This window comes from Bacillus sp. S14(2024), assembly GCF_050473785.1.
Classification (GTDB): Bacteria; Bacillota; Bacilli; order Bacillales; family Bacillaceae_G; genus Bacillus_A; species Bacillus_A yunxiaonensis.
Genome location: NZ_JBFLUP010000006.1, coordinates 2,710,262 through 2,734,420, shown reverse-complemented (window position 1 = coordinate 2,734,420; position 24,159 = coordinate 2,710,262). Strand labels below are relative to the sequence as shown.

General features: G+C 36.2%; 20 protein-coding genes, 1 pseudogene and 2 other annotated features. Of the genes and pseudogenes, 15 read left to right on the top strand and 6 right to left on the bottom strand.

Annotated features, from left to right (window positions below):
* Positions 1-295: 295 nt before the first annotated feature.
* The 4 genes and pseudogenes from AB1279_RS14150 to AB1279_RS14135 all read left to right on the top strand — a co-directional run.
* Positions 296-682, top strand: a pseudogene (locus tag AB1279_RS14150) (aldehyde dehydrogenase family protein); the annotation flags it as partial.
* Positions 669-2,009 (top strand): aspartate aminotransferase family protein, encoded by a 1,341-nt coding sequence (locus AB1279_RS14145; RefSeq protein ID WP_429759418.1) that lies wholly within the window; start codon positions 669-671, stop codon positions 2,007-2,009. The pseudogene AB1279_RS14150 and the gene AB1279_RS14145, both read left to right, overlap by 14 nt.
* Before the next feature lie 206 nt (positions 2,010-2,215).
* Positions 2,216-3,832 carry an amidohydrolase gene (locus tag AB1279_RS14140; RefSeq protein WP_429759417.1) on the top strand — a complete coding sequence of 539 codons (1,617 nt, stop codon included), beginning with the start codon at positions 2,216-2,218 and terminating at the stop codon, positions 3,830-3,832.
* A gap of 395 nt (positions 3,833-4,227) precedes the next feature.
* Positions 4,228-5,085, top strand: a complete 858-nt coding sequence (locus AB1279_RS14135; protein WP_429759415.1) for a nucleoside-diphosphate kinase — start codon at positions 4,228-4,230, stop codon at positions 5,083-5,085.
* 269 nt (positions 5,086-5,354) lie between these two features.
* Here the strand turns inward: AB1279_RS14135 and AB1279_RS14130 are convergent, their stop codons facing one another.
* The 3 genes from AB1279_RS14130 to AB1279_RS14120 all read right to left on the bottom strand — a co-directional run bounded on the left by AB1279_RS14130 (position 5,355) and on the right by AB1279_RS14120 (position 7,959).
* Positions 5,355-5,999, bottom strand: coding sequence for an ArsR/SmtB family transcription factor (locus AB1279_RS14130; protein ID WP_429759413.1), 645 nt, complete (start codon positions 5,997-5,999; stop codon positions 5,355-5,357).
* Positions 6,000-6,073: 74 nt separating this feature from the next.
* Positions 6,074-7,315 carry an MFS transporter gene (locus tag AB1279_RS14125; protein ID WP_429759412.1) on the bottom strand — a complete coding sequence of 414 codons (1,242 nt, stop codon included), beginning with the start codon at positions 7,313-7,315 and terminating at the stop codon, positions 6,074-6,076.
* Positions 7,316-7,722: 407 nt separating this feature from the next.
* The gene (locus tag AB1279_RS14120) at positions 7,723-7,959 is read right to left on the bottom strand and encodes a hypothetical protein (RefSeq protein WP_429759411.1); all 237 of its coding nucleotides are present in this window, start codon (positions 7,957-7,959) and stop codon (positions 7,723-7,725) included.
* A 263-nt stretch (positions 7,960-8,222) separates the two neighbouring features.
* Positions 8,223-8,465: a binding site (T-box leader), on the top strand.
* 54 nt (positions 8,466-8,519) lie between these two features.
* Here AB1279_RS14120 and ileS point away from each other — a divergent pair.
* Together ileS and aspS are read left to right on the top strand one after the other, a co-directional pair.
* The gene (ileS, locus tag AB1279_RS14115; protein ID WP_429759410.1) at positions 8,520-11,621 is read left to right on the top strand and encodes an isoleucine--tRNA ligase; all 3,102 of its coding nucleotides are present in this window, start codon (positions 8,520-8,522) and stop codon (positions 11,619-11,621) included.
* Positions 11,622-11,682: 61 nt separating this feature from the next.
* Positions 11,683-11,895: a binding site (T-box leader), on the top strand.
* Positions 11,896-12,004: 109 nt separating this feature from the next.
* On the top strand, positions 12,005-13,297 hold the full coding sequence (aspS, locus tag AB1279_RS14110) for an aspartate--tRNA(Asn) ligase (RefSeq protein ID WP_429759408.1): 1,293 nt from the start codon (positions 12,005-12,007) through the stop codon (positions 13,295-13,297).
* A 52-nt stretch (positions 13,298-13,349) separates the two neighbouring features.
* On the opposite strand, the gene AB1279_RS14105 is transcribed toward aspS, so the two are convergent.
* Positions 13,350-13,904, bottom strand: a complete 555-nt coding sequence (locus AB1279_RS14105; RefSeq protein WP_429761409.1) for a MerR family transcriptional regulator — start codon at positions 13,902-13,904, stop codon at positions 13,350-13,352.
* Between the two features lie 88 nt (positions 13,905-13,992).
* Positions 13,993-14,790, bottom strand: a complete 798-nt coding sequence (locus tag AB1279_RS14100; protein WP_429759406.1) for a lipid II flippase family protein — start codon at positions 14,788-14,790, stop codon at positions 13,993-13,995.
* A 185-nt stretch (positions 14,791-14,975) separates the two neighbouring features.
* On the opposite strand from AB1279_RS14100, the gene AB1279_RS14095 reads away from it, so the two are divergent.
* The 6 genes from AB1279_RS14095 (at position 14,976) to AB1279_RS14070 (ending at position 20,244) form a co-directional block, all read left to right on the top strand.
* Entirely contained in the window at positions 14,976-15,617 is a 642-nt protein-coding gene (locus tag AB1279_RS14095) for a class I SAM-dependent methyltransferase (RefSeq protein WP_429759405.1), read from the top strand.
* A gap of 14 nt (positions 15,618-15,631) precedes the next feature.
* On the top strand, positions 15,632-16,297 hold the full coding sequence (locus AB1279_RS14090) for an HAD family hydrolase (protein ID WP_429759404.1): 666 nt from the start codon (positions 15,632-15,634) through the stop codon (positions 16,295-16,297).
* 187 nt (positions 16,298-16,484) lie between these two features.
* A complete protein-coding gene (locus AB1279_RS14085) occupies positions 16,485-17,681 on the top strand; it encodes an iron-containing alcohol dehydrogenase (RefSeq protein WP_429759403.1) in 1,197 nt (398 codons plus the stop codon).
* A gap of 76 nt (positions 17,682-17,757) precedes the next feature.
* On the top strand, positions 17,758-19,197 hold the full coding sequence (locus AB1279_RS14080) for a GntP family permease (RefSeq protein ID WP_429759402.1): 1,440 nt from the start codon (positions 17,758-17,760) through the stop codon (positions 19,195-19,197).
* 136 nt (positions 19,198-19,333) lie between these two features.
* Positions 19,334-19,807, top strand: a complete 474-nt coding sequence (gene tsaA, locus AB1279_RS14075; RefSeq protein ID WP_429759400.1) for a tRNA (N6-threonylcarbamoyladenosine(37)-N6)-methyltransferase TrmO — start codon at positions 19,334-19,336, stop codon at positions 19,805-19,807.
* Positions 19,804-20,244: an N-acetyltransferase family protein gene (locus AB1279_RS14070; protein ID WP_429750167.1), complete on the top strand. Its 441-nt coding sequence runs from the start codon at positions 19,804-19,806 to the stop codon at positions 20,242-20,244. The genes tsaA and AB1279_RS14070 overlap by 4 nt, the downstream gene beginning before the upstream one ends.
* 178 nt (positions 20,245-20,422) lie before the next feature.
* Here the strand turns inward: AB1279_RS14070 and AB1279_RS14065 are convergent, their stop codons facing one another.
* Complete coding sequence (locus AB1279_RS14065; protein WP_429759398.1) at positions 20,423-20,968, bottom strand: HAD-IIIA family hydrolase; 546 nt, start codon at positions 20,966-20,968, stop codon at positions 20,423-20,425.
* A 230-nt stretch (positions 20,969-21,198) separates the two neighbouring features.
* On the opposite strand from AB1279_RS14065, the gene AB1279_RS14060 reads away from it, so the two are divergent.
* The 3 genes from AB1279_RS14060 to AB1279_RS14050 all read left to right on the top strand — a co-directional run bounded on the left by AB1279_RS14060 (position 21,199) and on the right by AB1279_RS14050 (position 24,118).
* A complete protein-coding gene (locus AB1279_RS14060) occupies positions 21,199-21,909 on the top strand; it encodes an ABC transporter ATP-binding protein (RefSeq protein WP_429759397.1) in 711 nt (236 codons plus the stop codon).
* Positions 21,902-23,164: an ABC transporter permease gene (locus tag AB1279_RS14055; RefSeq protein WP_429759395.1), complete on the top strand. Its 1,263-nt coding sequence runs from the start codon at positions 21,902-21,904 to the stop codon at positions 23,162-23,164. The genes AB1279_RS14060 and AB1279_RS14055 overlap by 8 nt, the downstream gene beginning before the upstream one ends.
* Positions 23,165-23,542: 378 nt before the next feature.
* Positions 23,543-24,118: a YpjP family protein gene (locus tag AB1279_RS14050; RefSeq protein ID WP_429759394.1), complete on the top strand. Its 576-nt coding sequence runs from the start codon at positions 23,543-23,545 to the stop codon at positions 24,116-24,118.
* Positions 24,119-24,159: the final 41 nt, after the last annotated feature.

The following is a 24,159-nucleotide window of genomic DNA, read 5'->3' as shown; positions in this document are numbered from 1 at the left end:
TAGTTGTAAATAAATAGATTGGATATCACCAAAATGTAGTGATTATTTTATAAATAAGTTTACATACTGTCTACTGAAAGCGCTTTCCAGTTCGGATATAATAAATGTACAGAATTGTTATTTCAGAACAGGAGGTTTTCCCTATGGTAGTAACTAACAGCGTACAAACATTAAAAAACTACATTGGCGGAATAACGGCGTTTAACTTTCCGATGATGGTTCCATGATGGATGTTTCCACTCGCGATTGCATGCGGAAAAACGTTTATATTAAAACCATCTGAAAGAACATCATTGTTGGCCCTACGATCTTTGATAACGTCCAACCTGAAATGAAAATTTGGCAAGATGAAATTTTTGCTCCTGTGTTATCGATTGTTCGAGTAAAAACTTTAGAGGAAGCAATTGAACTTACAAATAAGTCTGAGTTTGCAAATGGCGCATGTTTGTATACTGACAGTGCGAGTGCGATCCGTGAATTTCGTGAAGAAATTGATTCCGGAATGCTTGGTATCAATCTAGGAGTTCCTGCTCCAATGGCGTTCTTTCCATTTTCAGGCTATAAAAATTCTTTCTATGGTGACCTGCACGCAAATGGAAAAGATGGTGTTGAATTTTACACAAGAAAAAAAATGTTAACGGCTCAGTATGAAAGGAAGGGGAATAACTATGCAAAAAGTTGATCAACGACAAGATTTCGTAAAAAAAGATGAGCAATACGTTTGGCATGCAATGCGTCGTTATAATGCAGCTGCTTCTTCAATGATTGTTACAGATGCAAAAGGGTCGAAAATAACTGATATTGAAGGGAATTGTTATTTAGATGGCATGTCTGGTTTGTGGAGTGTGAATGTTGGATATGGCCGCAAAGAGCTTGCGGAAGCAGCTTATCAACAGCTTTTAGATGTTCCATATTTTCCATTATCCCAAAGTCACTTACCAGCTATTCAATTAGCAGAGAAGTTAAATGAATGGCTTGGTGATGAATACGTCATTTTCTTTTCCAATAGTGGTTCTGAAGCAAATGAAACAGCTTTTAAAATTGCTCGCCAGTATCATCAGCAGTCCGGTGAACACAATCGCTATAAATTTATTTCACGTTATCGCGCTTACCACGGTAATTCAATGGGAGCTCTTGCTGCAACGGGACAAGCACAGCGTAAGTATAAATATGAACCGTTAGGACAAGGTTTTTTACATGTCACGCCACCTGATTCTTATCGTCATACGAAAGAAGAAAACCTTAAGTTTGCTGAAGAAATCGATCGTGTCATTACGTGGGAATTAAAAGAAACAATTGCTGGAGTCATTATGGAGCCGATTATTAGCGGCGGCGGTGTACTTATGCCACCTGAAGACTATATGAAGAAGGTAAAAACAATTTGTGAAAAGCATGGTGTACTTCTTATTGTGGATGAAGTAATTTGCGGCTTTGGTAGAACAGGAGAAAAATTTGGATTTATGCATTATGGTGTGAAACCAGACATTGTGACAATGGCAAAAGGACTAACAAGTTCTTATCTTCCATTATCAGCAACCGCTGTAAGAAAAGACATTTATGAAGCGTTTAAAGGGACGGAAGAATATGATCACCTTCGTCATGTCAATACATTTGGCGGACACCCGGCGAGCTGTGCAGTTGCGCTCAAAAATCTTGAGATAATGGAACGAGAAGGACTCATTGAAAATGCAAGAGTTTTAGGTGAACGTTTCCTTGAAGAATTATCAGAATTAACAAACTATCCATATGTCGGTGATGTACGGGGCAAAGGTTTTTTAATAGGAATTGAGCTCGTCGAAGATAAAGAAACGAAACAGCCTGCAGATATAAAGAAAGTTAATACTGTGATTGAAGCTTGCAAAAAGCAAGGATTGATCATTGGTAAAAACGGTGATACGGTTGCAGGATATAACAATGTACTCATGCTCGCTCCACCGTTAAATATTACAGAAGAAGACTTTGAATTTATCGTCAAAACAATAAAAAAAGCAGTAGCGGAACTTGAATAGGTTTAACCTAAATTAATAAGACAATAAAAATTTCGAAATGCTACAATGTAAACAAGTACATTTATCAAAAATGCACTTGTTCACATTTTTTATTCTGAATTTTCTTAATTAAAAATTAAATTTGTTGTGGTATCAATCTTGAAGACGGTCATCAATCGATTGTTCAGAAAGAAGAGACAAAAACAACGGTTTAAGGAGGATTTAAAATGGCGGATAGTGTGTTTTTAAACGGTGAAGTAATTACAGTTGATGAGAAAAACAGAATTTTGGAAGCGGTCGCAGTTAAAGGGAACAGAATTATTGCAGTTGGTACAAACGAGGAAATAAAGAATTACATTCATGACAACACGCATGTCATAAATTTGGAAGGAAAGAGTTTACTGCCTGGGTTCATTGATTCCCATTTGCATATGGCGATTATTGGAACGAATAAGCTCGGTATTGATTTCAAGGAGATGCATTTGCCATCCTTACGTGATCTTCTGGAGAAGGGGAAAGCAGCGGCGAATCAGGCGCCTAAAGGAGAGTGGATTCGGGCATGGGGATTTAACGAGAATTTAATTGAAGAAAAGCGTTTTCCCACGAGATGGGAGCTTGACGAGATTTCCAAGGATCATCCAGTTATCGTTGGACGTACTTGCGGTCATATTTCCGTAGTAAACAGCAAAGCACTTGAATTGGCTGGTTTGTCCAAAAATACCCCCGATCCGGAGGGAGGGATCATCGGACGGGATAAAAACGGTGATCTTAACGGATTGTTATATGAAACCGCTCATATGAGTATGTATGCACTCGCGCAATTTTCCGAAGAGGAACTGATTAAGGGGCTTGTTCTAGCAAGTAATGAGTTTGTTAAATTAGGAATAACGAGTATTCATGATGCCGGTTCATACGGTGCTTCCGTTTTTAGAGCAATGCAGAAAGCGGTTGCTTCTGGGGCTGTGAAGACACGGATTTATGCCATGATTTGTGAACTGAACCACCCTGAAAATTACATTAAGAAAATGATAGATGCCGGTATTTTGTCTGGCTTGGGTAACGAGTGGTTTCGAATCGGTCCTGCAAAGGTATTTACGGACGGTGCCAGCACCGGTCCGACAATTGCAACGAGGGAACCATATACAAGTAATCCAAATGATTGCGGAATTCTCTACTATAGTCAGGAGCAATTGGATGAGATATTGGGAGAAGCACACGAAAAAGGATTTCAAATTACGGCACATGCACAGGGAGATCGAGCGATTGATATGTTGCTTACTTGCATGGAACGTGCGCTGGAAAAACATCCACGGTCAAATCATCGGCATCGGATTGAACATGCGGGGGTGACGATGCCGGATTTACTTATCCGCATGAAAAAGCTTGGAGTGGTTCCTATTCCTAATCCTGGGTTCTTCTATGAATTTGGGGACGGATATATAAAAGACTATGGTGAAAGGGTAAATCATATGTATCCCCTTCGTGATTATATTGATGCTGATATCATTGCTGCAGCTGCTTCCGATAGCCCGGTTATCATGCCAAATCCACTTCTTGGTATTCATGTCGCTGTTAACCGCTTGAGTTCATCGGGACAAGAGGTTGGAGCCAATCAGCGTGTAAGCGTTTTGGAAGCAATCAAACTCTTTACTTGGAATGGCGCGTACGCAAGTTTTGAGGAAAAGATGAAAGGCAGCATTGAAGTAGGAAAACTTGCAGACTTAGTTGTTTTGGACAAACCGATTTTAAACGTTCCTCACGAACAGATTAAGGACATACAGGTTGAACTCACAATGCTAGACGGTGAAATTGTATTTCAGCATTCAACTTCCTTAATCGGATAGCGCATAACTTTATCATAAAAGAATGAGTATCACCTTTAACAGGTGGTACTTTTTTAATTTAAGTGATTGAGAGAAGATTAGTTAAATAGGATTCACAAATATTATACAATTACTTATCAAAGAATCTTAAAGCATATTTTATCCTTTTTTCAATAGCAGTTGTTTCGTATCCTACTAATTCCTCAAAGGTAATTAATGTTTTTTACATTTTCTGGTTTGCGATAGCTGTCTAAATCAATATTCAAAAAGATTTTAAATGCATCAACATTAACGCTCATTTCAATAATATTGAAAGTTCGAATTGGATGTATGAACATAGTCATTATTATGTTCGCATAAGCAACTTTCCGTTTCTGCCATATAGTATTACATAGGGTGGAAGGGGGATATAGATATTGAATTGGGACAAATTAGGGTTCGTAATATGCAAACCAGACGCAGTATACTTAAATTTAGAACGAGAAATTCTGTCATTTTTAGAGAGAAAAGGGTTTCAAATTCTTGCCTACAAATATGTCACGATTACACCACATTTATGCCGGCGTTTATATTGGGATGAAAATAAGGATTATGCTGAGTGGTGGTGGGAATTAGAATCCGAATTCTTGAACTTAGGAGAAAGCTTATGTGTGTTGGTTCAAGGGACACCACAACCGCCGTATAAATCAGTTTCCGAGCTGATTGAAAAAAAGTGGAAGGGAAACTTCAAGCCTGAAAAAGCGAAGAAAGGAACGATACGATGTACGTTTGGGGCATTGAATGGGATATTTAATTTATTTCACTCTGCAGATTGTACAAACGCAGTGAAACGGGAAGCGTCATTGTTTTTTACAGCGGAAGAGATAGAACAATTAGCATGTGAAAATGCTTCATGCGTACTTAAGCAAAAAGAATTGGGAAATCTTGATGTTATAGATATATACTTTCGTATCAAACGGCAATGTATACAAGTTTCATCCATGCATACGAAAGTAAAGAAAAGATATATAAGTTATCTTGATAAGAAACAACGTCAGGCCATGAGGGTAAACAGGTCAATGAAGCAGCTTTGGTTATATAACACTTTGCAGGAGGAATATCGGATGTTTTACATGTACATTGGCAAAGACAAATTACTAGAGTGTATAACTAACAACAAAAATTTTAAAAGAATAAACTTCAATATACTATTTCAAGCGTTCGATAAAGCCGGTTTAAAACTTACAAAATGGGAAACCTGTTTGTTTAAAACGACAATGTTAAGTTTTACATAAAAACCTTCAGTATACTGAAGGTTTTTATGCTAGTGAGTAACCATAGCAAAAAAGATTCCAATTCTTCGGAAGCCTTTTTGTATGGTAAAGCATCCATAAAAGTGTAGGATGTTTAGGTCTTTAAGAACATGAAAATCCCTAGTTTTATCTTGCATTAATGGGCAGTCAGACCTGTACTGATGGAAGTTTCACTTTATAAAATGTTTTTTCGGATGAACTTTCGATAACACTGATTATGTAAAAAAAGCCGGCTTTTAAAGTCAGCTTTTTTATTCATTCTCACCCTCATTAGATTCTATTAAATCAAGCATTTCTGCATCTTCGATTTTATAGGTAATCAGGATATATTGATATGTCCCTTCTTTATCGTCATCTTCAGATGGTAGAATTTCAGGCCACGGTTCGTCATTTTTTTCTGTTCCCATTGCTTTCATTATAGGTTCAATAGATTTTCGCCACTCTCGTGTAGTCATTCGTTCTGACGTACTGTTAATTGAAACGTTATAAGGGAGATAATGGAATGTTTTTCCGGATTGTTTATCTTCTTGTACTTTTTCTAATGATCTTTGATATAGCTTCAACCCAGGGTTTAAGCGGCGATGGACAGAAGCGAGAGTAAGTTCTAAGTGCTCTGCTTGTTCTTCGATATTTCCTTGATAGACAACATCTGTAAAATTAACAGATTGGTAGTATTTTTCGATAAAATTATTTTGCTGCCGCGTTTCGACTACTTCTAGCAGCTCTGCTTTTACGAGTTTTTTAACGTGGTAATAAAGGCGTAATGGGTCTTCTCCCATTTGTTCAGCAAGATATTTCACTGTTACAGGTTCACTAGCTGCAAGGTGAAGAATTTGATTTCTTCTAGGATCAGAGAGCAGTTTCATCAGCTCTATCGTTTGCTTTTTCCATTTCACAATAATACCCCCAGATAACAGATCTTGTTTTTTTTAGAATAACATATTTACAGTTTATAGGGATATAGGAGATATTAATCTACTTTCCACACAATTCTTACCTTCCATAATACAATCCAGACGAATAGAGTTAATACAATGCAGGACACTAACATAATAAACGAGATTGAAATACCGAATGACAATAATACAGAAACAATGGCGAAAGAAAGAGGTGTAAATCCCATAGATGCAGTGGACATTAAGCTTTGTACTCTTCCCATCATACTTGGTTCTACAAGTTCTTGTGTTAAAGAAGGGCTAATGATATTGCTAATAGACAGGCATATCCCCAAAATAGAAATGATGATAATGCCATACCATAATGTGGTCATTTGACTGAGTAAGGCACTGCCAATCCCGAGAATACTGACTAATGACAAACTAATGACTGCGCGTTTTTTTCTAAATCCGATTATTCCAGTTAAAATAGCTCCTGCCGTCATGCCAATTGCTAAAGAGCTTTCCAAATAGCTTAAATCAAGTACATCGCCTTTTAAAGAATTTTTTACAAGAAGAGGAAGGCCTATATTCATGGGTCCCACAAGAAAGAAATTTACAAAAATAGAAGTGAACATGACAGTTAAAAGATAAGGAAATCCTTTTACATACGTAATACCTTCCTTTAAATCTTGAGTAAAAGAACGTTGTTTTTTAGAGTGTTCCACTGGTTTTTCTTTTACTAACTTAGCTAAAATTCCACTTATAATGAGTAATCCTGCTGCTGTAGCAAATGAGGCTGTAAATGATCCGAACTTCATAATAAGTGCTGCCAATGCAGGACCCATCATAAGTGAAATTTGATTTGTGGTTTGTATCATAGAGTTTGCACGAGTGATTTGTTGTTTGGCTACGATGTTGGGGATTAACGAATTGCTGGATGGCCAAAAAAATGCGTCTAATATACCGAAGAAAAAAGCAAATCCAATTAGCCATGAAATGTTAAGTTGATGATTCCATAAGAGAAGGACGAGGACGAGAATGATGCCTCCGCGTATCATATTTAAAGTAAAGAGAATAAGAGAGCGTTTGAATCGATCTGCCATAACACCTCCAAATGCCATAAGCAAAACCCTTGGAATTGTAGTCATCATCATTACAATCCCAAGCAATGATGCACGGTCTAACTGTTGTACTACATACCAAGATTCAGTAATGAGGTAGATGGAAAACGCCAATCCTGTAAAGGTGGAAGCTGCCCAAAGGAATAAAAATTTAGGGTTTGTCATCACCGATTTCTGCGTGACAATCTTGTGTAATGCTACGTTTTGTTCCATAAAAATTCCTCCTGTTATATTAATTGTAATTAATTTCACCATTGTAATTAATTACAACGATTAAATTAATTTTAATGTAAATGGTGATAATTGTAAATGTTTATTTGAAAATTCAATCTTTTTGAAAGAGGTTATAATTTTTCGGGAGAATAACTATGTTATGGGGATAAGATGATATTCTCTAGTAGACTACAAAGGAGCGATAGAAACAAAATGGAAGAGGGGTTGGTTGTCGATCCCTCTTCCATTTTTATTTATACATAAAAAGAGATTTGTGAGAATTTGCTTGAATAAAGGGGTGAACGCAAGAAAATTTGTTTCAGTCGTCGAATTCTGACTTGTTGAACTAACGAGTCCCTATAGAAATATGTTTGGAAATGGTATTCAAAAGTACATACATCGTCCAATTATGTATGAAAGAATCCTAAAGCATATTTTACCCCTTCTTGAATATCATTAGTTTCGTATCCTGCTAATTCCTCAAAGGTAACTTTCATTTTGACATTTTCTAATTCGTAACCACTGTCTAAGTCAATATTTAAAAGAACTTCATATCCATCAGCAGTAACACTGGTTTGAATAATGTTGAAAGTTTGAATTGCCGTTCCTGTTTCATACTCGACTGGTTCTAAAAAATCTGACATAAAATACCCCACCTTTTCTTTTTCAAACCCAATACTTTAGATATAATTGGCTTAATAGCTTCCCATACTATAAAACATCTGTGGGCCTTTCAATAGCTTAACCATGCCAGCTTCTGATATTCATGAAGCATTCTAATATATATTTAGAATAAAAAGGTGTAGTAAAGGTAAACATAAAATGCATAATTACAATTTAGGTATTTTTTCTGAATTCATTGACAATTAGAGTTGCGTTGGAATACAATAACTGTTAATAAAAGTATACAAATCTGATGACGAGAACGAGTAAAATATATCACTGTTCCCCAGAGAGCCGGTACTTTGCTGAAAGCCAGTGTTCGGTGTATATTTGAAAATCATCTCCGAGGAGTCGAACTGAACATAGTAAGTTCGAACGGTTGTCTACCGTTACAAGGAACGCGTATGATTGTACGTTGCTGAGTGCTATTGATTGAACGGTTAATCAATAGAAGTAGGGTGGTAGCGCGGGTAAACCCGTCCCTAAAGATAGGGACGGGTTTTTTGTGTACTTTTAATTATTTCATAAGGAGTGATTGTAGATGAAGAAGGTAGATGTGAAAGAATTAGCTGTAAGGAGAGAAGCGCGAATTCGTAAGCAATGGAATGAACAGGATACCTTTATGCAATCGATTCGAAATCGTGAAGGTGCACAATCTTTCGTTTTTTATGAAGGACCGCCGACTGCGAATGGTCTTCCGCATGTCGGTCATGCGCTAGGACGGACAATTAAGGACTTAGTCGCAAGGTATAAAACGATGACGGGATATAAAGTGCTCCGTAAGGCTGGTTGGGATACACATGGATTACCAGTAGAACTAGGAGTTGAAAAACAACTTGGTATTTCTGGTAAACATGATATTGAAAAGTACGGTGTAGAAGCCTTTCTTGCAAAATGTAAAGAGAGTGTATTTACGTATGAAAAGCAGTGGCGTGAATTTACAGAGAGTATCGGTTATTGGGTTGACATGGATGCGCCGTACATCACATTAGATAATTCCTATATTGAAAGCGTTTGGCATATTCTTGGAACAATTCATGAAAAAGGGTTGCTATATAAAGGGCACCGTGTTTCTCCTTATTGCCCAAGTTGTCAAACATCATTAAGCTCACATGAAGTCGCACAAGGATATAAAACAGTGAAGGATTTAAGTGCAACAGTTAAATTTCAGCTTGTAGATCGGAAAAACGAGTACGTTCTCGGATGGACAACAACTCCGTGGACACTTCCGGCTAATGTAGCGTTAGCGGTTCATCCAAAGATGGAATATGTTCGGGCACAGCAGGGAGAAAACGTTTATATTGTTGCGAAAGAGTTAGCGAAAGAGGTACTGCTGCAAGAATATAAAGTGTTATCTGTTCACAAGGGAAGCGAATTAACAGGACTTTCTTATGTACCACCATTTCAGTTTACAGAGGTGACAAATGGTCATTGTATTGTAAGTGCTGATTTTGTCACCACACATAGTGGTACAGGAATTGTGCATATCGCGCCTGCTTACGGGGAAGATGATTATAAAGTTGTCCAAGAACATGGTTTATCATTTGTAAATGTTGTGAATGAGAAAGGAGAATATACATCTGATGTTCCTTTTTTACAAGGGAAATTTGTAAAAGAGTGTGACGTTGATATTGTTCGGTATTTAGCTGAACATGGTCTTCTTTTTCATAAGGAGAAGTATGAGCATAGTTATCCGCATTGTTGGCGCTGTGATTCACCGCTATTGTATTACGCAAATGAGAGTTGGTTTATTCGGACAACGGCTTTAAAAGAGCAGTTTTTACAAAATAATAATGAAGTTGCATGGCATCCAGAGCATATTCAACATGGACGGTTCGGGAACTTTTTAGAAAATATGGTTGATTGGAATATCAGTCGAAAACGATATTGGGGTACGCCGCTTAATGTATGGGAGTGCGAAGGGTGTAATCATCAATTTTCACCGAAAAGCATTGAGGAGTTAAGAAATTATGCAACTAGTGCTGTAGATGGAAATATTGAACTGCATAAGCCATATGTAGATGAAGTAAAAGTAAAATGTTCGAAATGCGGCGAAATGATGAAACGTACGCCAGAAGTTATTGACGTTTGGTTTGATAGCGGCTCAATGCCGTTCGCACAGTATCACTATCCTTTTGAAAATAAGGAGTTATTTGAAGAACAGTTTCCAGCGGATGTCATTGCTGAAGGAATTGATCAGACGCGCGGTTGGTTTTATAGCTTACTTGCGGTGTCTACGCTGTACACTGGCAGAGCACCATATAAGCGTGTATTATCACTTGGACATGTATTAGATGAAAATGGTCAAAAGATGTCAAAAAGTAAAGGAAATGCGTTAGACCCAGTAGATTTAGTAGAGAAATTTGGAGCAGATGCGTTGCGGTGGGCACTTCTTGTAGATAGTGCGCCGTGGAATCCGAAACGATTTTCAGAACGAACTGTACAGGAAGCAAAGTCGAAGCTAGTAGATACATTGTTAAACGTATATGGCTTTTATGTACTGTACGCAGAGTTAGATGAATACAATCCAAAACAGAAGTATAGCATAAAGAAGACAAAGCTGGATGAATGGGTAGTATCAAGATTGCATAGTACGATTCAGAAAGTAAGATGTTCTTTAGAAGAATATCAATTTACAACGGTTGCTCGTGAAATAGCATCATTAGTTGAAGAGGTAAGTAACTGGTATGTAAGACGTTCACGTAGTCGTTTTTGGGCATCTGGTATGGATGCTGAAAAAGCAGCGGCATATGATACGCTTCATGAAGTACTTGTTACAACCAGTAAGTTGGTTGCACCGTTTACGCCGTTTTTAGCAGAGGATATTCATTTGAATTTGGAAGGAAGCAGTGTCCATTTAGCAGATTATCCAGCATTTGAAGAAACGCTTATCAATACGCAGCTTGAAAAAGAGATGGCAGCTATTTTGCAAGTAGTGGAGCTCGGACGCAGTATTCGCAATCAACATACATTAAAAGTAAAACAGCCATTAGCAAAACTTGTTGTATTTGAGCATGAGAAGCAAGAAATGGATTGGGATTCTTATAAAGAGATTGTAATGGATGAACTAAATGTGAAAGAAGTTACCGTCGAACATAGCGAAGCCGGTTATATGTCATATCAGTTAAAACTAAACTTCAAACAAGCAGGACCGAAATTCGGAAAGCAAATCAATACGATAAATAATTGGCTGCAAAACTTATCTAGTGAAGAAGTAACTGCGTTTATAAACAGTGAACAAGCAACATGTCAATTGCTGTCTGGAGAATCTGTCACTGTAACATTAGATGATGTGTTTGTTGAAAGAGTACCGAAAGCAGGATTTGCAGTTGCTACGAACGGATTATATACCGTGATGTTGGACACAAATGTAACAGATGAATTGCTCCGGGAAGGAATGGCGAGAGAATTTATTCGCGCTGTGCAGGAATATCGAAAACAACTGGATTTACCTGTGAACTTGCGTGTAAATATTGAAGTTCAGGTTGATGATGAACTTCAATGTGTAGTAACAGAGTATAAAGTGTTGTTGCAAGAAAATTTACTCATGAAACAACTGATATTTAATGAATTATTACAAAATGCAGAGCAAATTCAAGTAGGAAATAAGAAAGTGTTAATCAAGCTTAGTTCAGCGAGTTGAAAAAATATTCAAAAAACAACTTGCGTTTTGTAAGTTAAAAGGATAGAATATTCCGTAAATAAAAAAAGCGATGAGCAGGAAAAGTACATCGTGACCTGATCTACAGAGAGCAATCGAGAGCTGAGACGATTGCGGTGCAGCGTGATGGAAAGACACCTGTGAGCGTTATTTTGAACGTGAACAACTAGTAAAAGTAAACGGCACCTACCGTTATCAGGCGAAAAGTGGTCAATGTGACAATTTGGGTGGTACCGCGGTGAAATCCGTCCCTTATATAGGGGCGGATTTTTGTATTCTTTGAAGGAGGTGAGCGGCTGTGGACGACGATGACAACGATAATAATAAACATACAATCATACAATTTAAAATAGGAGGCGGAATATATGAGTCAACAAACGAAGCGGTCGCTTATCAGCGAATGTACAGCGCATGAAACAGTTGTGTTAAAAGGATGGGTAAAGAAAATTCGTCATCTAGGAAATATAAGTTTTTTATTACTCCGTGATCGAACAGGTGTCATGCAATGTGTCCTTGAAAAAGAATGGGCTGGATATAAGGTAGAAGTAGAAAGTGTTGTGCAAGTTACAGGAAAAGTGATTGCAACAGATAAAACGGAACTTGGAGTAGAACTATTAGTTGAGGATGTAAAGCTTTTAAACAGTGCAGAGCAGGTTCCATTTGAAGTGAATAAAAAGAAACTGCAAGTTGGTTTAGATCAAATGTTACATTCTCGAACGCTATCACTTCGGCATGAACGAGTGCAAGCGATTTTTACAATTAAATCAATGCTTGCCCATGCCTTTAGTGAATATTTACTTCAAAACGATTTTACAAGAATTTTCACGCCGAAAATTGTCTCACAAGGGGCGGAAGGCGGAGCTAACGTATTTCAGCTTCGTTATTTTGAGAAAGATGCATATTTAGCACAATCACCGCAGTTTTATAAGCAAATGATGGTTGCAGGTGGATTAGAACGTGTTTTTGAAGTGGCACCGGTGTACCGAGCTGAACATCACAATTCATCTCGTCATTTAAATGAATACATTTCCTTAGACGTAGAGCTTGCATTTATCGAAGATTTTTATGAAGTGATGCAGCTTGAAACAGATGTACTTCGGTATATGTTTGAAAAAGTGCAGCAATGTTGCGCTAAGGAGTTACAGTTGCTTCAAATTGAAATGCCAGTTATTACAGATATTCCAAAATTAACAGTTACGGAAGCGCAAAACGTTTTACAAAAAGAGTATCGAAAAGAATCACCAATAGGCGATTTAGATTCAGAAGGAGAAAAACTGCTTGGGAAGTATGTAAAAGAAACATACAATAGTGATTTCGTCTTTATTACTCATTATCCGAAAGAAACACGTCCCATGTATACGATGCCAAATCAAGAGAACCCTTCTGTCACAGACTCTTTTGATTTATTGTATAAAGGATTAGAAATCACATCAGGTGCGCAGCGCATTCATAACTATACTATGTTAGTTCGTTCTTTTAAAGAAAAGGGATTAAATGTAGAAAATTTCCAATCGTATGTCGATACATTTCGCTATGGATGTCCGCCGCATGGAGGGTTTGCTATTGGATTAGAACGGCTTGTATATAAATTTTTAAACTTATCGAATGTTCGTGAAGCAAGTGCATTTCCAAGAGACTGTACGCGGTTAGTACCGTAATATAAGTTTTGATTAGTAATGAAAAAGGGGTAAGTCGATGCTTACCTCTTTTTTAAGTGTTCATTTCTTGGTAAAAGTTTATATATTTCATCAGCTCTGCGATTCCTTTAAATTGAAACAATAGTTGATCATTTAGATTTTCCAAAGCCAGTTGAAAGGAACGTTCGATTTTATTATAGTTTTGTGTGTTTAATTCATTTAAAAGCTGCTTCATATTTTCAATATAATAAACGGTTTTTCTCAAACTGCTGATGACCAGTATTTTACGTAGTTCTGTTATCGTAAACATTCTATAGCCGTTTTCTTTATTTCTTTCCGAATGGACTAACCCTTCATATTCCCAATGGCGAATAGCCGAAGCATTTACGCCTGCTATTTCTGCAGCCTCCCCAATACTCATAAATTCCTTTAGTTTTCCATTTTTATATTTCGTAAAATTAGCATTTTGAATCATTGCCAGTATTTCTTCCACCCTTTGTTTTTCCAGCTGTATATGAAATGGTTGTTCATTTACTAACCAAAGAGCTTTTTCAAAGCTTTCGTTTTTAATCATTCTCATGACTTCATAGACAATGGGTATCTCATACCCTTTTAATAAAGTCCTAATTGTAGTAAATGCTTAAAAATAAAAGGTTAAAAATAGCGTGATAAAAAAGGTTCTCATAAATAATAAGAACTTTTTTACCACGCTATTTTCAATTCGTAATTGAAATAATCCACAGTATCCAATGAGCTCCTGGTACAAAAAGCACTTGGGCAAGTAATGTTCCTAAAAATCTAGAAATCATTAACCATCCATACATTTTCCCCATTGTTTCCGCACCGTTTTCTTTTTGGAGAGCTTGTTCGGTTAGTAAGGCAATTCGTGGGTCTAGCAATACTGTAAGTAGAATGGTAGCAAATCCATTAATAAGGCCAGATGCAGTAGTTGCAGTAGTAGCATAAGTTGGATTTAATACGGAAGCATACAAGGCAGCAAGTACGCCAGCGGTATAAATTGCTGTTGCAACCATATTAATGAGCATAATACGTTTTGGAATACCGCCAATTCGCAAACGATGAATCATTTCTAGTTTTGGAAATCTAATATATTTTTTTGTATAGCGCAGTTTTTGCACATTATTTGTTTTCATCATCCGGATGAATGATCCTTCTATTTCAAATTGCTGAATGATATATCCAAATAATTTTGTAAGCGTTGGATACAAAAATAGTGCAAGTAATGTGCCTATGGAAGCTGCTAATAATATAAGGCGTATTGTAGCTTCCATATCGATATCACCATGTATTCGAGCTCTGTCTACAATTCTACCAAGCATAACCGCTTGCAGAAGGTTCGATGTTCTGGAAACAAGTAATACAATTCCTATGATTGCTAGTGCTACCGTAATCTTTTTTAATCGAACTCCAGCTAAGCGAATGCTATAGGAGCTCGTTTCCACAGCATGGATAATCATTGTAAAAAGCATAATGAAAATTAATTTTGTCGTCATATGTATTCACCATCTATTACAAATTGGAAAATAAATCTAATCATACATGATAAGAAAAATTTTGTACATATTGATTTTTTTGTTAGATGGTAACTTGTGGTTTGTTTATTATCGGAATATTTACATTTGAATGATTGTTTTGTAAAATGGTAAAGGTTGTGGCTGGAATGATAAGGGGGATGGCAATGAAAACATATTACAGTAATCGAGCGAGAATTTATGAAGAGGTATATTTTCGAGAAGACCCTATTAGACAGGCAGAATTAATAGAAATAAAAGATGTTTTGAAAGAAAAGCTTGCTGGGAAGAATGTACTCGAGGTTGCTTGTGGTACAGGATATTGGACGCAATATGTTGCTGAAACGGCTCAGCACATTACTGCGATTGATTACTCAGAAGAAGTACTTACTATAGCGAAAGAAAAACAACTTTTGTCATCTAAAGTTTCCTTTGTACAGGGGAATGCATATAAATTGAATCAATTAACAAAAACATTCGATGGGGCTTATGCAAACTTTTGGTTTTCCCATATACCGAAAGAAAATATTTTCTCTTTTTTAGAAAAATTTCATGTAGTTTTAGAAAAAGGATCTATTGTATGTATGGCAGATAATATGTATAACGAAGAAATTGGCGGAACACTTATTTCTAAGATTAATGATGAAAATACATATAAAATCCGTTCATTAGCAGATGGCCAGCAATATGAAATTATAAAAAATTATTATTCGAAGGAAGAACTTACAGCTATTTTCGAACCATTTGCAACTGATTTAGAGATTCATATGAATACATGTTTTTGGTTCATATCATATAAAGTAAAGTGAGCGGAGGGGAATAAATGTATACAACTTTTTTATTCGATTTAGATGGCACATTAACAGATCCGAAAGAAGGGATTGTAAATTCGGTCATATATGCCCTGAGAAAAATGGGGATTGATGAACAAGATGATAAAAAATTATTATCTTTTATCGGTCCGCCGATTCAACATTCATTTGCTAGTATATATAGAATGGATGAAAAACAAGTAACCGAAGCAGTAACATATTATCGTGAATATTTTCAAGATAAGGGGATGTTTGAGAATCACGTATACGAACAGATTCCTAATGTTTTACAAGATTTAAAGAATGCAGGTAAACGCTTATTTGTGGCAACATCTAAACCGACTATATTTGCAAAACAAATTTTGGAACACTTCCATCTTGCGCATTATTTTGAAGAGATTGTCGGTAGTAATTTAGATGGGACACGTATTGCAAAAACGGACATTATTCAGCATATTTTACATACATATCACGATTTAGAGAAAGGTCATGTGGTTATGGTAGGCGATCGAGAGCATGATATAATTGGAGCGCAGCAAGTTGGAATTGATTCTATTGGAGTAATGTATGGATATGGTAGTAAAGAAGAACTAGTGGCAGCGGGAGCTACTCATATTATTGAAGAAGTAGAACATATAAAGAAGTGTGTTTATGTATTAGAAAAAATAGATCGATAAAATTTGTTTGGAAAGACAAGGTGGTCACCTTGTCTTTTTTTGTATACAGATGTTATAAAAAATGACTATATTTGGTATTTAAAAGAGGGATTTTAGTTGCGAAGTGGAATTGTAAAAGTAGCTTGTTATGTAAACTGTTATTTCTAGCGTAGCTAGTATACGGATGAAAAAAGAAGGAGGGGTATATTTGCAAGGAATTTCAGAATTTAGAGTACCTGAGACAGTCTTATATGGAACAAATGCGTTAGAAAAACTAGGAGAAAAGGCAATTCAGTATGGCAAGAAAGCATTGATAATAAGCGATTCTATTATGAATGAGCTTGGCTATGTAGACAGGTGTAGGAAAATGTTAACGGCTAGAAAAATAGAAGTTGTGACTTTTGTTGATGTGAATACTGAACCGACAGATGAGCACGTATTACGAGCATTAGCTGCTTGTTATGAGAAAGAATGTGATCTTGTTATAGGACTTGGTGGAGGAAGTTGTATTGATGTTGCAAAGGCCGTTGCTGTTATCGCAACAAACGGAGGGAATATTGGAGAATACGTTGGTAATCAATATCCGATAACAAAGGTACCTCTATCTCTTATTGTTATTCCAACGACTGCCGGAACAGGATCTGAAGTTACGAGTGCGACTGTTATTACAAATACAAGCACAGATGTAAAAATGATGATTAAGCACCCAAGTTTTATACCTCAAGTAGCTATTGTGGATCCACTATTAACAGTGTCTACTCCACCTCATGTAACAGCTGCAACAGGAATAGATGCGTTATGTCATGCGATAGAGGCATATATTTCTCGCTTGTCACAACCTCTGACCGATATATTTGCACTTTCAGCAATTGAAAAGATTATGAAATTCCTTCGTATTGCTTATGAAGATGGACAAAATATAGAAGCTCGGGAGCAAATGATGCTTGCGTCAATGCAAGCTGGAATTGCTTTTACAAATGCCTCTGTAACGTTAGTTCATGGAATGTCTCGTCCTATTGGAGCAATGTTTCATGTTCCTCATGGTCTATCAAATGCGATGCTCCTTCCGGCAGTATTAGAGTTTACGAATGATTATACAGTGAAACGTCTCTCGGATATTGGGCGTACAATCAGACCCGATTTGAAAGCGTTATCAAACGAAGAGTTTGCACATCTTACTATTAATGAAATAAAGCATCTTTGCACAGATTTACGTATTCCAAATATGAGAGAATATGGGATAGATAAAGATAAGTTTGAAATGGTTATAGCAAAGATGGCGAAAGATGCACTTGCAAGTGGGAGTCCAAGTAACAATCCTCGCATTCCTTCGTATGGGGAAGTGATAGAATTATATCGAACTTGTTATGATTATAACTTTATAGATTGCGAAGAAATTGTGTGAAAATATAAAACCAATCCAAGATGAATAAACTGAAAATTCTCTAAATATTTCCTTGGAAATTACAAAGGAGGAACATATGGAATTAGTAATCATTTTATTAGCACTTAGTATGCTAATGTTTGTGGCATATCGTGGATTTTCTGTCATTTTATTCGCACCGATTTGTGCACTGTTTGCAGTTTTGTTAACAGAACCGACTTACGTTTTACCTTTTTTCTCAAATATTTTTATGGAGAAAATGGTTGGCTTTATTAAATTATATTTCCCTGTATTTTTACTGGGAGCGATTTTCGGAAAAGTAGTTGAAATGTCAGGAATCGCAGAATCTATCGCAAAGACAATTATCCAAATTGTTGGTGTGAAACGAACGATACTTGCAATTGTATTAATGGGAGCTATTTTAACATACAGTGGTGTCAGTGTATTTGTTGTAGCATTTGCTATATTTCCGTTTGCAGCTAATTTGTTTCGCGAGGCAAATATTCCTAAACGTCTCATTCCTGGTACAATTGCACTTGGAGTGCTTACTTTTACAATGGATGCACTTCCAGGAACACCGCAAATTCAAAATGTTATTCCGACAACCTTTTTCAAGACAGATATTTATGCCGGTCCTTTTTTAGGAATTACAGGAGCTATTTTTGTTTTCATAGTCGGTATGGTGTATTTGGAAAGGCGCCGTCGCAAAGCAGAAGCGCAAGGCGAGGGATATTATGGATTTAAAGATGGAAATGCTGAAATGGCAGCAGCCATCGAAGCAGAGCAAAGTGTAAAACCGTCAATTCAAACGGTTGATATTACACCGCTTCGTCAAGTGCTTGCCTTTGTTCCACTTATTTTAGTAGGTGTGATGAATAAACTTTTTACAATTGCTATTCCAAAATGGTATCCAAATGGTTTTGATTTTGCATCCATTGGTTTAAAAAGTTTTGGGAAAGTAGAACTGTCTGGAGTACTTGGGGTGTGGTCAGTAGAATTAGCACTTGTAATTGGTATCGTAACAACAATTCTTTTAAATTGGAAGCGGGTATTTGTAGATTTTCAAACTGGGTTAAATGCAAGTATTGGCGGAGCATTACTAGCGGCAATGAATACAGGTGCAGAATATGGATTTGGCGGCGTAATTGCATCTCTTCCAGGATTTGGGGTAATTCGTGATAGTATTTCAACAACTTTTACGAATCCGCTTGTTAATGGGGCGGTTACGACAAATGTACTTGCAGGTATAACAGGATCGGCTTCTGGAGGAATGGGAATTGCATTAAGTGCAATGTCTGATAAATATATTGCAGCTGCAGAGCAATTTCATATTCCATTAGAAGTTATGCACCGTATTATTGCAATGGCATCAGGTGGTATGGACACATTACCGCATAATGGGGCCGTTATTACACTACTTGCAGTAACGGGATTAACCCATAAACAATCGTATCGTGACATTTTTGCGATTACAATCATTAAAACCGTAGCGGTATTTGTTGTAATTGGCACGTATAGTTTAACAGGTCTAATATAATATTTAGAAAGAAGAGAAAGTTATGTTCTTTCTCTTCTTTCTTTACATAATATTATTATGTAAACTTAAGTATTATTCCTGGAAAGTATTCAGAAAATATATTATAATGTAAGGGGTTACAAAAAGGGGGGATACGATGTTTTCGTTACAACCGATCGCTTTTGTACATAATGAACGAATTGCTGTGGAAGATGATTTGTGGGGAGAAATCGAGTCTGTTATTGAATTGACGGATTCATATAAAGAAGAGAGTTTACAAGAGATTGAACAATTTTCACATATCGAAGTTATTTTTTATTTTCATAGAGTAACAGATGACAAAATTCAGTACACGGCAAGACATCCTCGAAATAATGAAGAGTATCCGAAAGTTGGTATTTTTGCACAGCGAGGGAAAAATCGTCCGAATAAATTAGGTGCTACGATTGTAAAAGTAGTACGTAGAGAAGGAAAGAAATTAGTTGTGCAAGGGTTAGATGCGATTGATGGTACCCCTATTTTAGATATGAAGCCAGTTATGAAAGAGTTTTTGCCAAGAGAAGAAATCAAGCAGCCAGATTGGGCAACGGATTTAATGAAGAACTATTGGAAAGGAAGCGAAGAGAAATGAGAATATATCAAGCATCTATGGAAGACTTACAAGGAGTAGCAACATTATTTAATGAGTATCGTATGTTTTATAGACAAGATTCTAATAAAGAAGAAGCAGAACAATTTTTACGTGAACGTTTAGAGCGAAAAGAATCAATTATTTTTGTGGCAGTAGAAGATGGGAAGTATGTAGGGTTTACACAGTTATATCCTTCTTTTTCGTCCATTTCTATGAAAGAGTTGTGGATTTTAAATGATTTATTTGTGCAAAAAGATGTGAGAGGATCTGGGGTAGGGAAACAATTACTAAAAGCAGCGGAGCAATTTGCATTGGAGACGGGAGCAAAAGGGCTAAAACTTCAAACTGAGGTTGATAATGTAACAGCGCAGCGTTTATATGCAGAAAACGGTTATATAAGAGATAGTCGTTATTTTCATTATGAATTAAATTTGTAAAAATCCATATATAACTAGTGATACATAACCAAGCATATAATGATTCAGTCTCATAACATATGAATATGTACGGACAAGCTTTTCATAGAGAAATAGTTTTAGTATTTTTATCGTTGAGGTATGCAAGGGCGAATAGAGTAATTAAACAGCAATGCCGTTTTAAATGGCATTGCTGTTTTTATTTTGATATAGGATGTGTAAAGAGCCAAGAAATAGCGTCCTCTAAATTTTCTGCAATATAATTAGCTTCCATGTTCGCCCATTTATGACGATATGTATGCAGAGCGTCATATCCAGCACCTGTTTGTACTAAAATCGTTGTTGCACCAACTTTTATACCTGCAACGATATCACTCCAGCGATCACCGATTACAACACATTTTGTTAAATCGAGATTATGTTTTTTCGCTGCTTGAAGAAGCATTCCTGTTTCCGGTTTACGACATGTACAGCCATCACTTTGCCGGTGCGGGCAAAGATATATGTCGTCAAAACCGAATGCTTCTAATTCCTCAATAAAATCTTCTTTTGTTGCTTTGCCATCAGCAATACCAGGTTGGTTTGTAAAAGAAAATAGTTGTATATTTTGTTCTTTTAGCTTATCTAGAACTATCTTAGTAAATGAAAATAACTGAAATTCCCCAGGATAATGAATCGTTGTATCGCCGCCGATTGTACCGTCACGGTCGATGAAAATAGCTTCGATGCTTCGTTTATTTATCATAGTATTGTCCTTTCACGTCGTTTGCTAGAAATGTTTTATAAAAAGGTGTGCATGGAATAACAATAAATTTTTTGAACTCAGAATATAAAGGATTCTACTATTAACATTGTTTTCCTGCATATGAATTATATCTTTGCTGTGTTTTAGATTGAAAAGTATTTTTATAGAAAAATATGTTATTATTTTCATAGGTATTTATTGTAATTTTATGTAGAGAGAGAGGGGTACATGTGCTGCAAGTTAACATAAAATCGGCTGGATACGAAGCTGGAGAACAAACGATTCATAATATTGCTTTTTCAATTGAACAAGGTGAACTAGTTGCTTTAATTGGTGCAAACGGAGCAGGAAAGAGTACAACAATAAAATCAATTCTTGGGTTATTGGCGCATATGGAAGGGGAAGTTTCGTTTGGAGATAAAAAGAATCCGTATGCATATGTACCTGAACATCCGACGTATTATGATTACTTAACATTATGGGAACATATTGAACTATTAATGGCTGCCAGGGATGTTAAATCAGGAAGCTGGGAAATACAAGCGGAAGAGTTGTTACGTACATTTCGGATGGACAAGCATAAGCATGAATATTTATCGAAGTTTTCAAAAGGAATGAAACAAAAATCGATGCTTATTTTAGCTTTTTTAACAGAACCCGACTTTTATATTATTGACGAACCATTTATTGGATTAGATCCGACAGCGACTCGTGATTTTCTTAACTTTTTATATAAGGAAAAGGAACGCGGTGCTGGTATTTTACTGTGCACGCATGTGCTAGATACAGCAGAAAGAATATGTGAGCGTTTCTTATTAATTTCAGAAGGAACATTATTTGCAAATGGAGATCTACATAACATTCAAACACTTGCTAATATACCAGAAGGCACATTATTAGATTGCTTTGACGTAATTGTAAGGCGGGAACAACATGATTAGAAAACTATTTTATAAAAGGTTGATTCATGAGGTAAAACGAAAGTGGAAGGCAGTGCGATCCGTTGTCGATTGGACGATTGCATTATACTTAATTGTTCCAGCACTTGTCTTTAGCTGGATCTATTATGTTTCACTTTGGAAGCATGGACTGACATCTGAAGATGTATTATATTGCTCTGCCGGATTTCTTATATTTTATGTAGCGACATTTTCCAGAAGTGTACGCTCGTTTTTAGAACAAGCAGATAGTTTGTTTTTCATTCAATTTCCAAATCATATTAAACAAATGATAAAATATGGGATGGTCTATTCTTTTTGTCGTATTTGTTTCACAAGTGCACTTATAACAATTCTATGTTTACCAATCTTTTTGAAAAGTTTGAATGGAACTGGTGTGCAAGCTTTTTTCTGTTTTGTGTTTTTGACTTGTTTTCGTTTCACATTTGCCTTGTTGCAACGCTATATTGATGTTCGATTCCATAAACAGTGGCAAGTAATAATTATAAAAAATGCTCTCTTTTTTGTAGGGATTGTATATGTAGGTATAACATTTAGATGTATACTACAACAGTCTTTTTATACGGTTTTTTTCTTTTTATTTCTCTTTTTCATAAGTTTTTTCTTAGTAAAAGAAAAAATGCATTACCATCGCTTCTTCTTTAAAGAAATTGAAAAAGAAAAAGGAGAAGAAATGAGATGGACAACACAAATTATGGCATTTGGAGGTCAGGTACAAAAACCTACAAATGCAGCGAAGCCGTGGCTATTTCCGCGTTCTAAACGTATATTGATAGGAAATAGCAATGATTCTAGAATCATTGAAGCATTTTTAAAGGAATATTTTCGTTCGGGTGATGCAGGTGGTTTTTACATTCGCATTGTCTTTGTTAGTGCAAATGCGATTTGGATTGCACCATGGTGGATTGCTGCAATTGTTATTTTGTTTGCTTCATTTGCAATATTTCGTTATTCAAGTGACATATGGAAAGTTTTTTCTGGAAAACTATTTTTACAGTTATATTGTTCAGAAGGAAAGAAACTATGGCTTTCACAGAAGGCGAAGGGATATTTGTTTATACCAGCTTTATTTGTATACGGTATTGTTGTACTAGCGCAATTTTATGCCATGGCTGCTGGAATTTGTGCGGGAGTTGCAATCTTAATAACAGTGTGGGTTTTATTTGTCCCGAACAAACGGGCGGTAAGACTCTCTCATCAAGATACTGAAAAAGCAAAAAAAGTAGGCGGAATATAAATGTATGTAAGAGCCCGATTGGTTGGGTTTTCCATCAATGGAGAATGAAGAAAAATCTTTGCTAATAGTTAGTTGAACTTTATACTTAACAAAAAAAGAGCTGTATAGCTCTTTTTTTTAATCTGTAATGGATACATACATAAAATAGATGAGAACAACAATGCTTACACCTGAAAAGAGAAGATCGAGATTCAAAAGAAAAACCTCCTAGTAAAATCAAAGAATAATACATATTGTATGAAATCTTACTATTTCATATTCAAATTTTTATAAATAATGTTAACGTTAATAAATTTGTAAAGTGCAAAAATTGGCATCATTTTGTATAATGGAAGAAACAGTTATAAAAACATAAGCAAAGAAAGGGAGGTATGCAAAATGCCAAATTGGATGAAAAAGACGCTCGTCACGTTAATTACTATATTTACATTTGGATTAGTAACACCTCCTTCTGCGCTACTTGATAATGCAAAAGCGGACAAGCCTACAAAACAGCAAAATCTAGAGCGAACGCCGTATACATTGGATGGAAAGCAAAACGAGATAAGTTCAGAGGTATTTCTCTCTTATGCGATGCAAGAAGCAGAACGGCAATCAATGGAGAAATTCGGATCGAAAATTGGCCCAGTTATTGGTGATGAGTTTAAAGATGTGATATTGCCGAAAATAGAGGTGGCAATAGCAGAACTTTCAAAGACTACACCAGAAGATTCATTACAGTCTTTAGCTATTTCGCAAAAGCCAGCGGGTGGAAGCCATGAAAAAATTTTTCATGTTTATGATACAAAAACCGGAGATGACATACTGCGTTTTCACGTGAGACGAGATCATCCGCCGCAAGACGGCTATTATTTTAATTTTCATTATCATCGTTATGAAGATGATTTTACAGCACACCATGAGCTTGGGGATATTTATTGGAATACAAATACACCGCCGCAATGGCTTTCATAGGAAAAGGAGAACAAGGATATATGCCTTGTTCTTTTTTTGAT

What these genes read in the sequence shown, in the direction of transcription:
- AB1279_RS14145 (WP_429759418.1), top strand. Translation starts at nt 669, where the DNA reads ATGCAAAAAGTTGATCAACGACAAGATTTCGTAAAAAAAGATGAGCAA.
- AB1279_RS14140 (WP_429759417.1), top strand. Translation starts at nt 2,216, where the DNA reads ATGGCGGATAGTGTGTTTTTAAACGGTGAAGTAATTACAGTTGATGAG.
- AB1279_RS14125 (WP_429759412.1), bottom strand. Translation starts at nt 7,315, where the DNA reads ATGGAACAAAACGTAGCATTACACAAGATTGTCACGCAGAAATCGGTG.
- AB1279_RS14120 (WP_429759411.1), bottom strand. Translation starts at nt 7,959, where the DNA reads ATGTCAGATTTTTTAGAACCAGTCGAGTATGAAACAGGAACGGCAATT.
- ileS (WP_429759410.1), top strand. Translation starts at nt 8,520, where the DNA reads ATGAAGAAGGTAGATGTGAAAGAATTAGCTGTAAGGAGAGAAGCGCGA.
- aspS (WP_429759408.1), top strand. Translation starts at nt 12,005, where the DNA reads ATGAGTCAACAAACGAAGCGGTCGCTTATCAGCGAATGTACAGCGCAT.
- AB1279_RS14100 (WP_429759406.1), bottom strand. Translation starts at nt 14,790, where the DNA reads ATGACGACAAAATTAATTTTCATTATGCTTTTTACAATGATTATCCAT.
- AB1279_RS14095 (WP_429759405.1), top strand. Translation starts at nt 14,976, where the DNA reads ATGAAAACATATTACAGTAATCGAGCGAGAATTTATGAAGAGGTATAT.
- AB1279_RS14090 (WP_429759404.1), top strand. Translation starts at nt 15,632, where the DNA reads ATGTATACAACTTTTTTATTCGATTTAGATGGCACATTAACAGATCCG.
- AB1279_RS14080 (WP_429759402.1), top strand. Translation starts at nt 17,758, where the DNA reads ATGGAATTAGTAATCATTTTATTAGCACTTAGTATGCTAATGTTTGTG.
- tsaA (WP_429759400.1), top strand. Translation starts at nt 19,334, where the DNA reads ATGTTTTCGTTACAACCGATCGCTTTTGTACATAATGAACGAATTGCT.
- AB1279_RS14070 (WP_429750167.1), top strand. Translation starts at nt 19,804, where the DNA reads ATGAGAATATATCAAGCATCTATGGAAGACTTACAAGGAGTAGCAACA.
- AB1279_RS14065 (WP_429759398.1), bottom strand. Translation starts at nt 20,968, where the DNA reads ATGATAAATAAACGAAGCATCGAAGCTATTTTCATCGACCGTGACGGT.
- AB1279_RS14055 (WP_429759395.1), top strand. Translation starts at nt 21,902, where the DNA reads ATGATTAGAAAACTATTTTATAAAAGGTTGATTCATGAGGTAAAACGA.
- AB1279_RS14050 (WP_429759394.1), top strand. Translation starts at nt 23,543, where the DNA reads ATGCCAAATTGGATGAAAAAGACGCTCGTCACGTTAATTACTATATTT.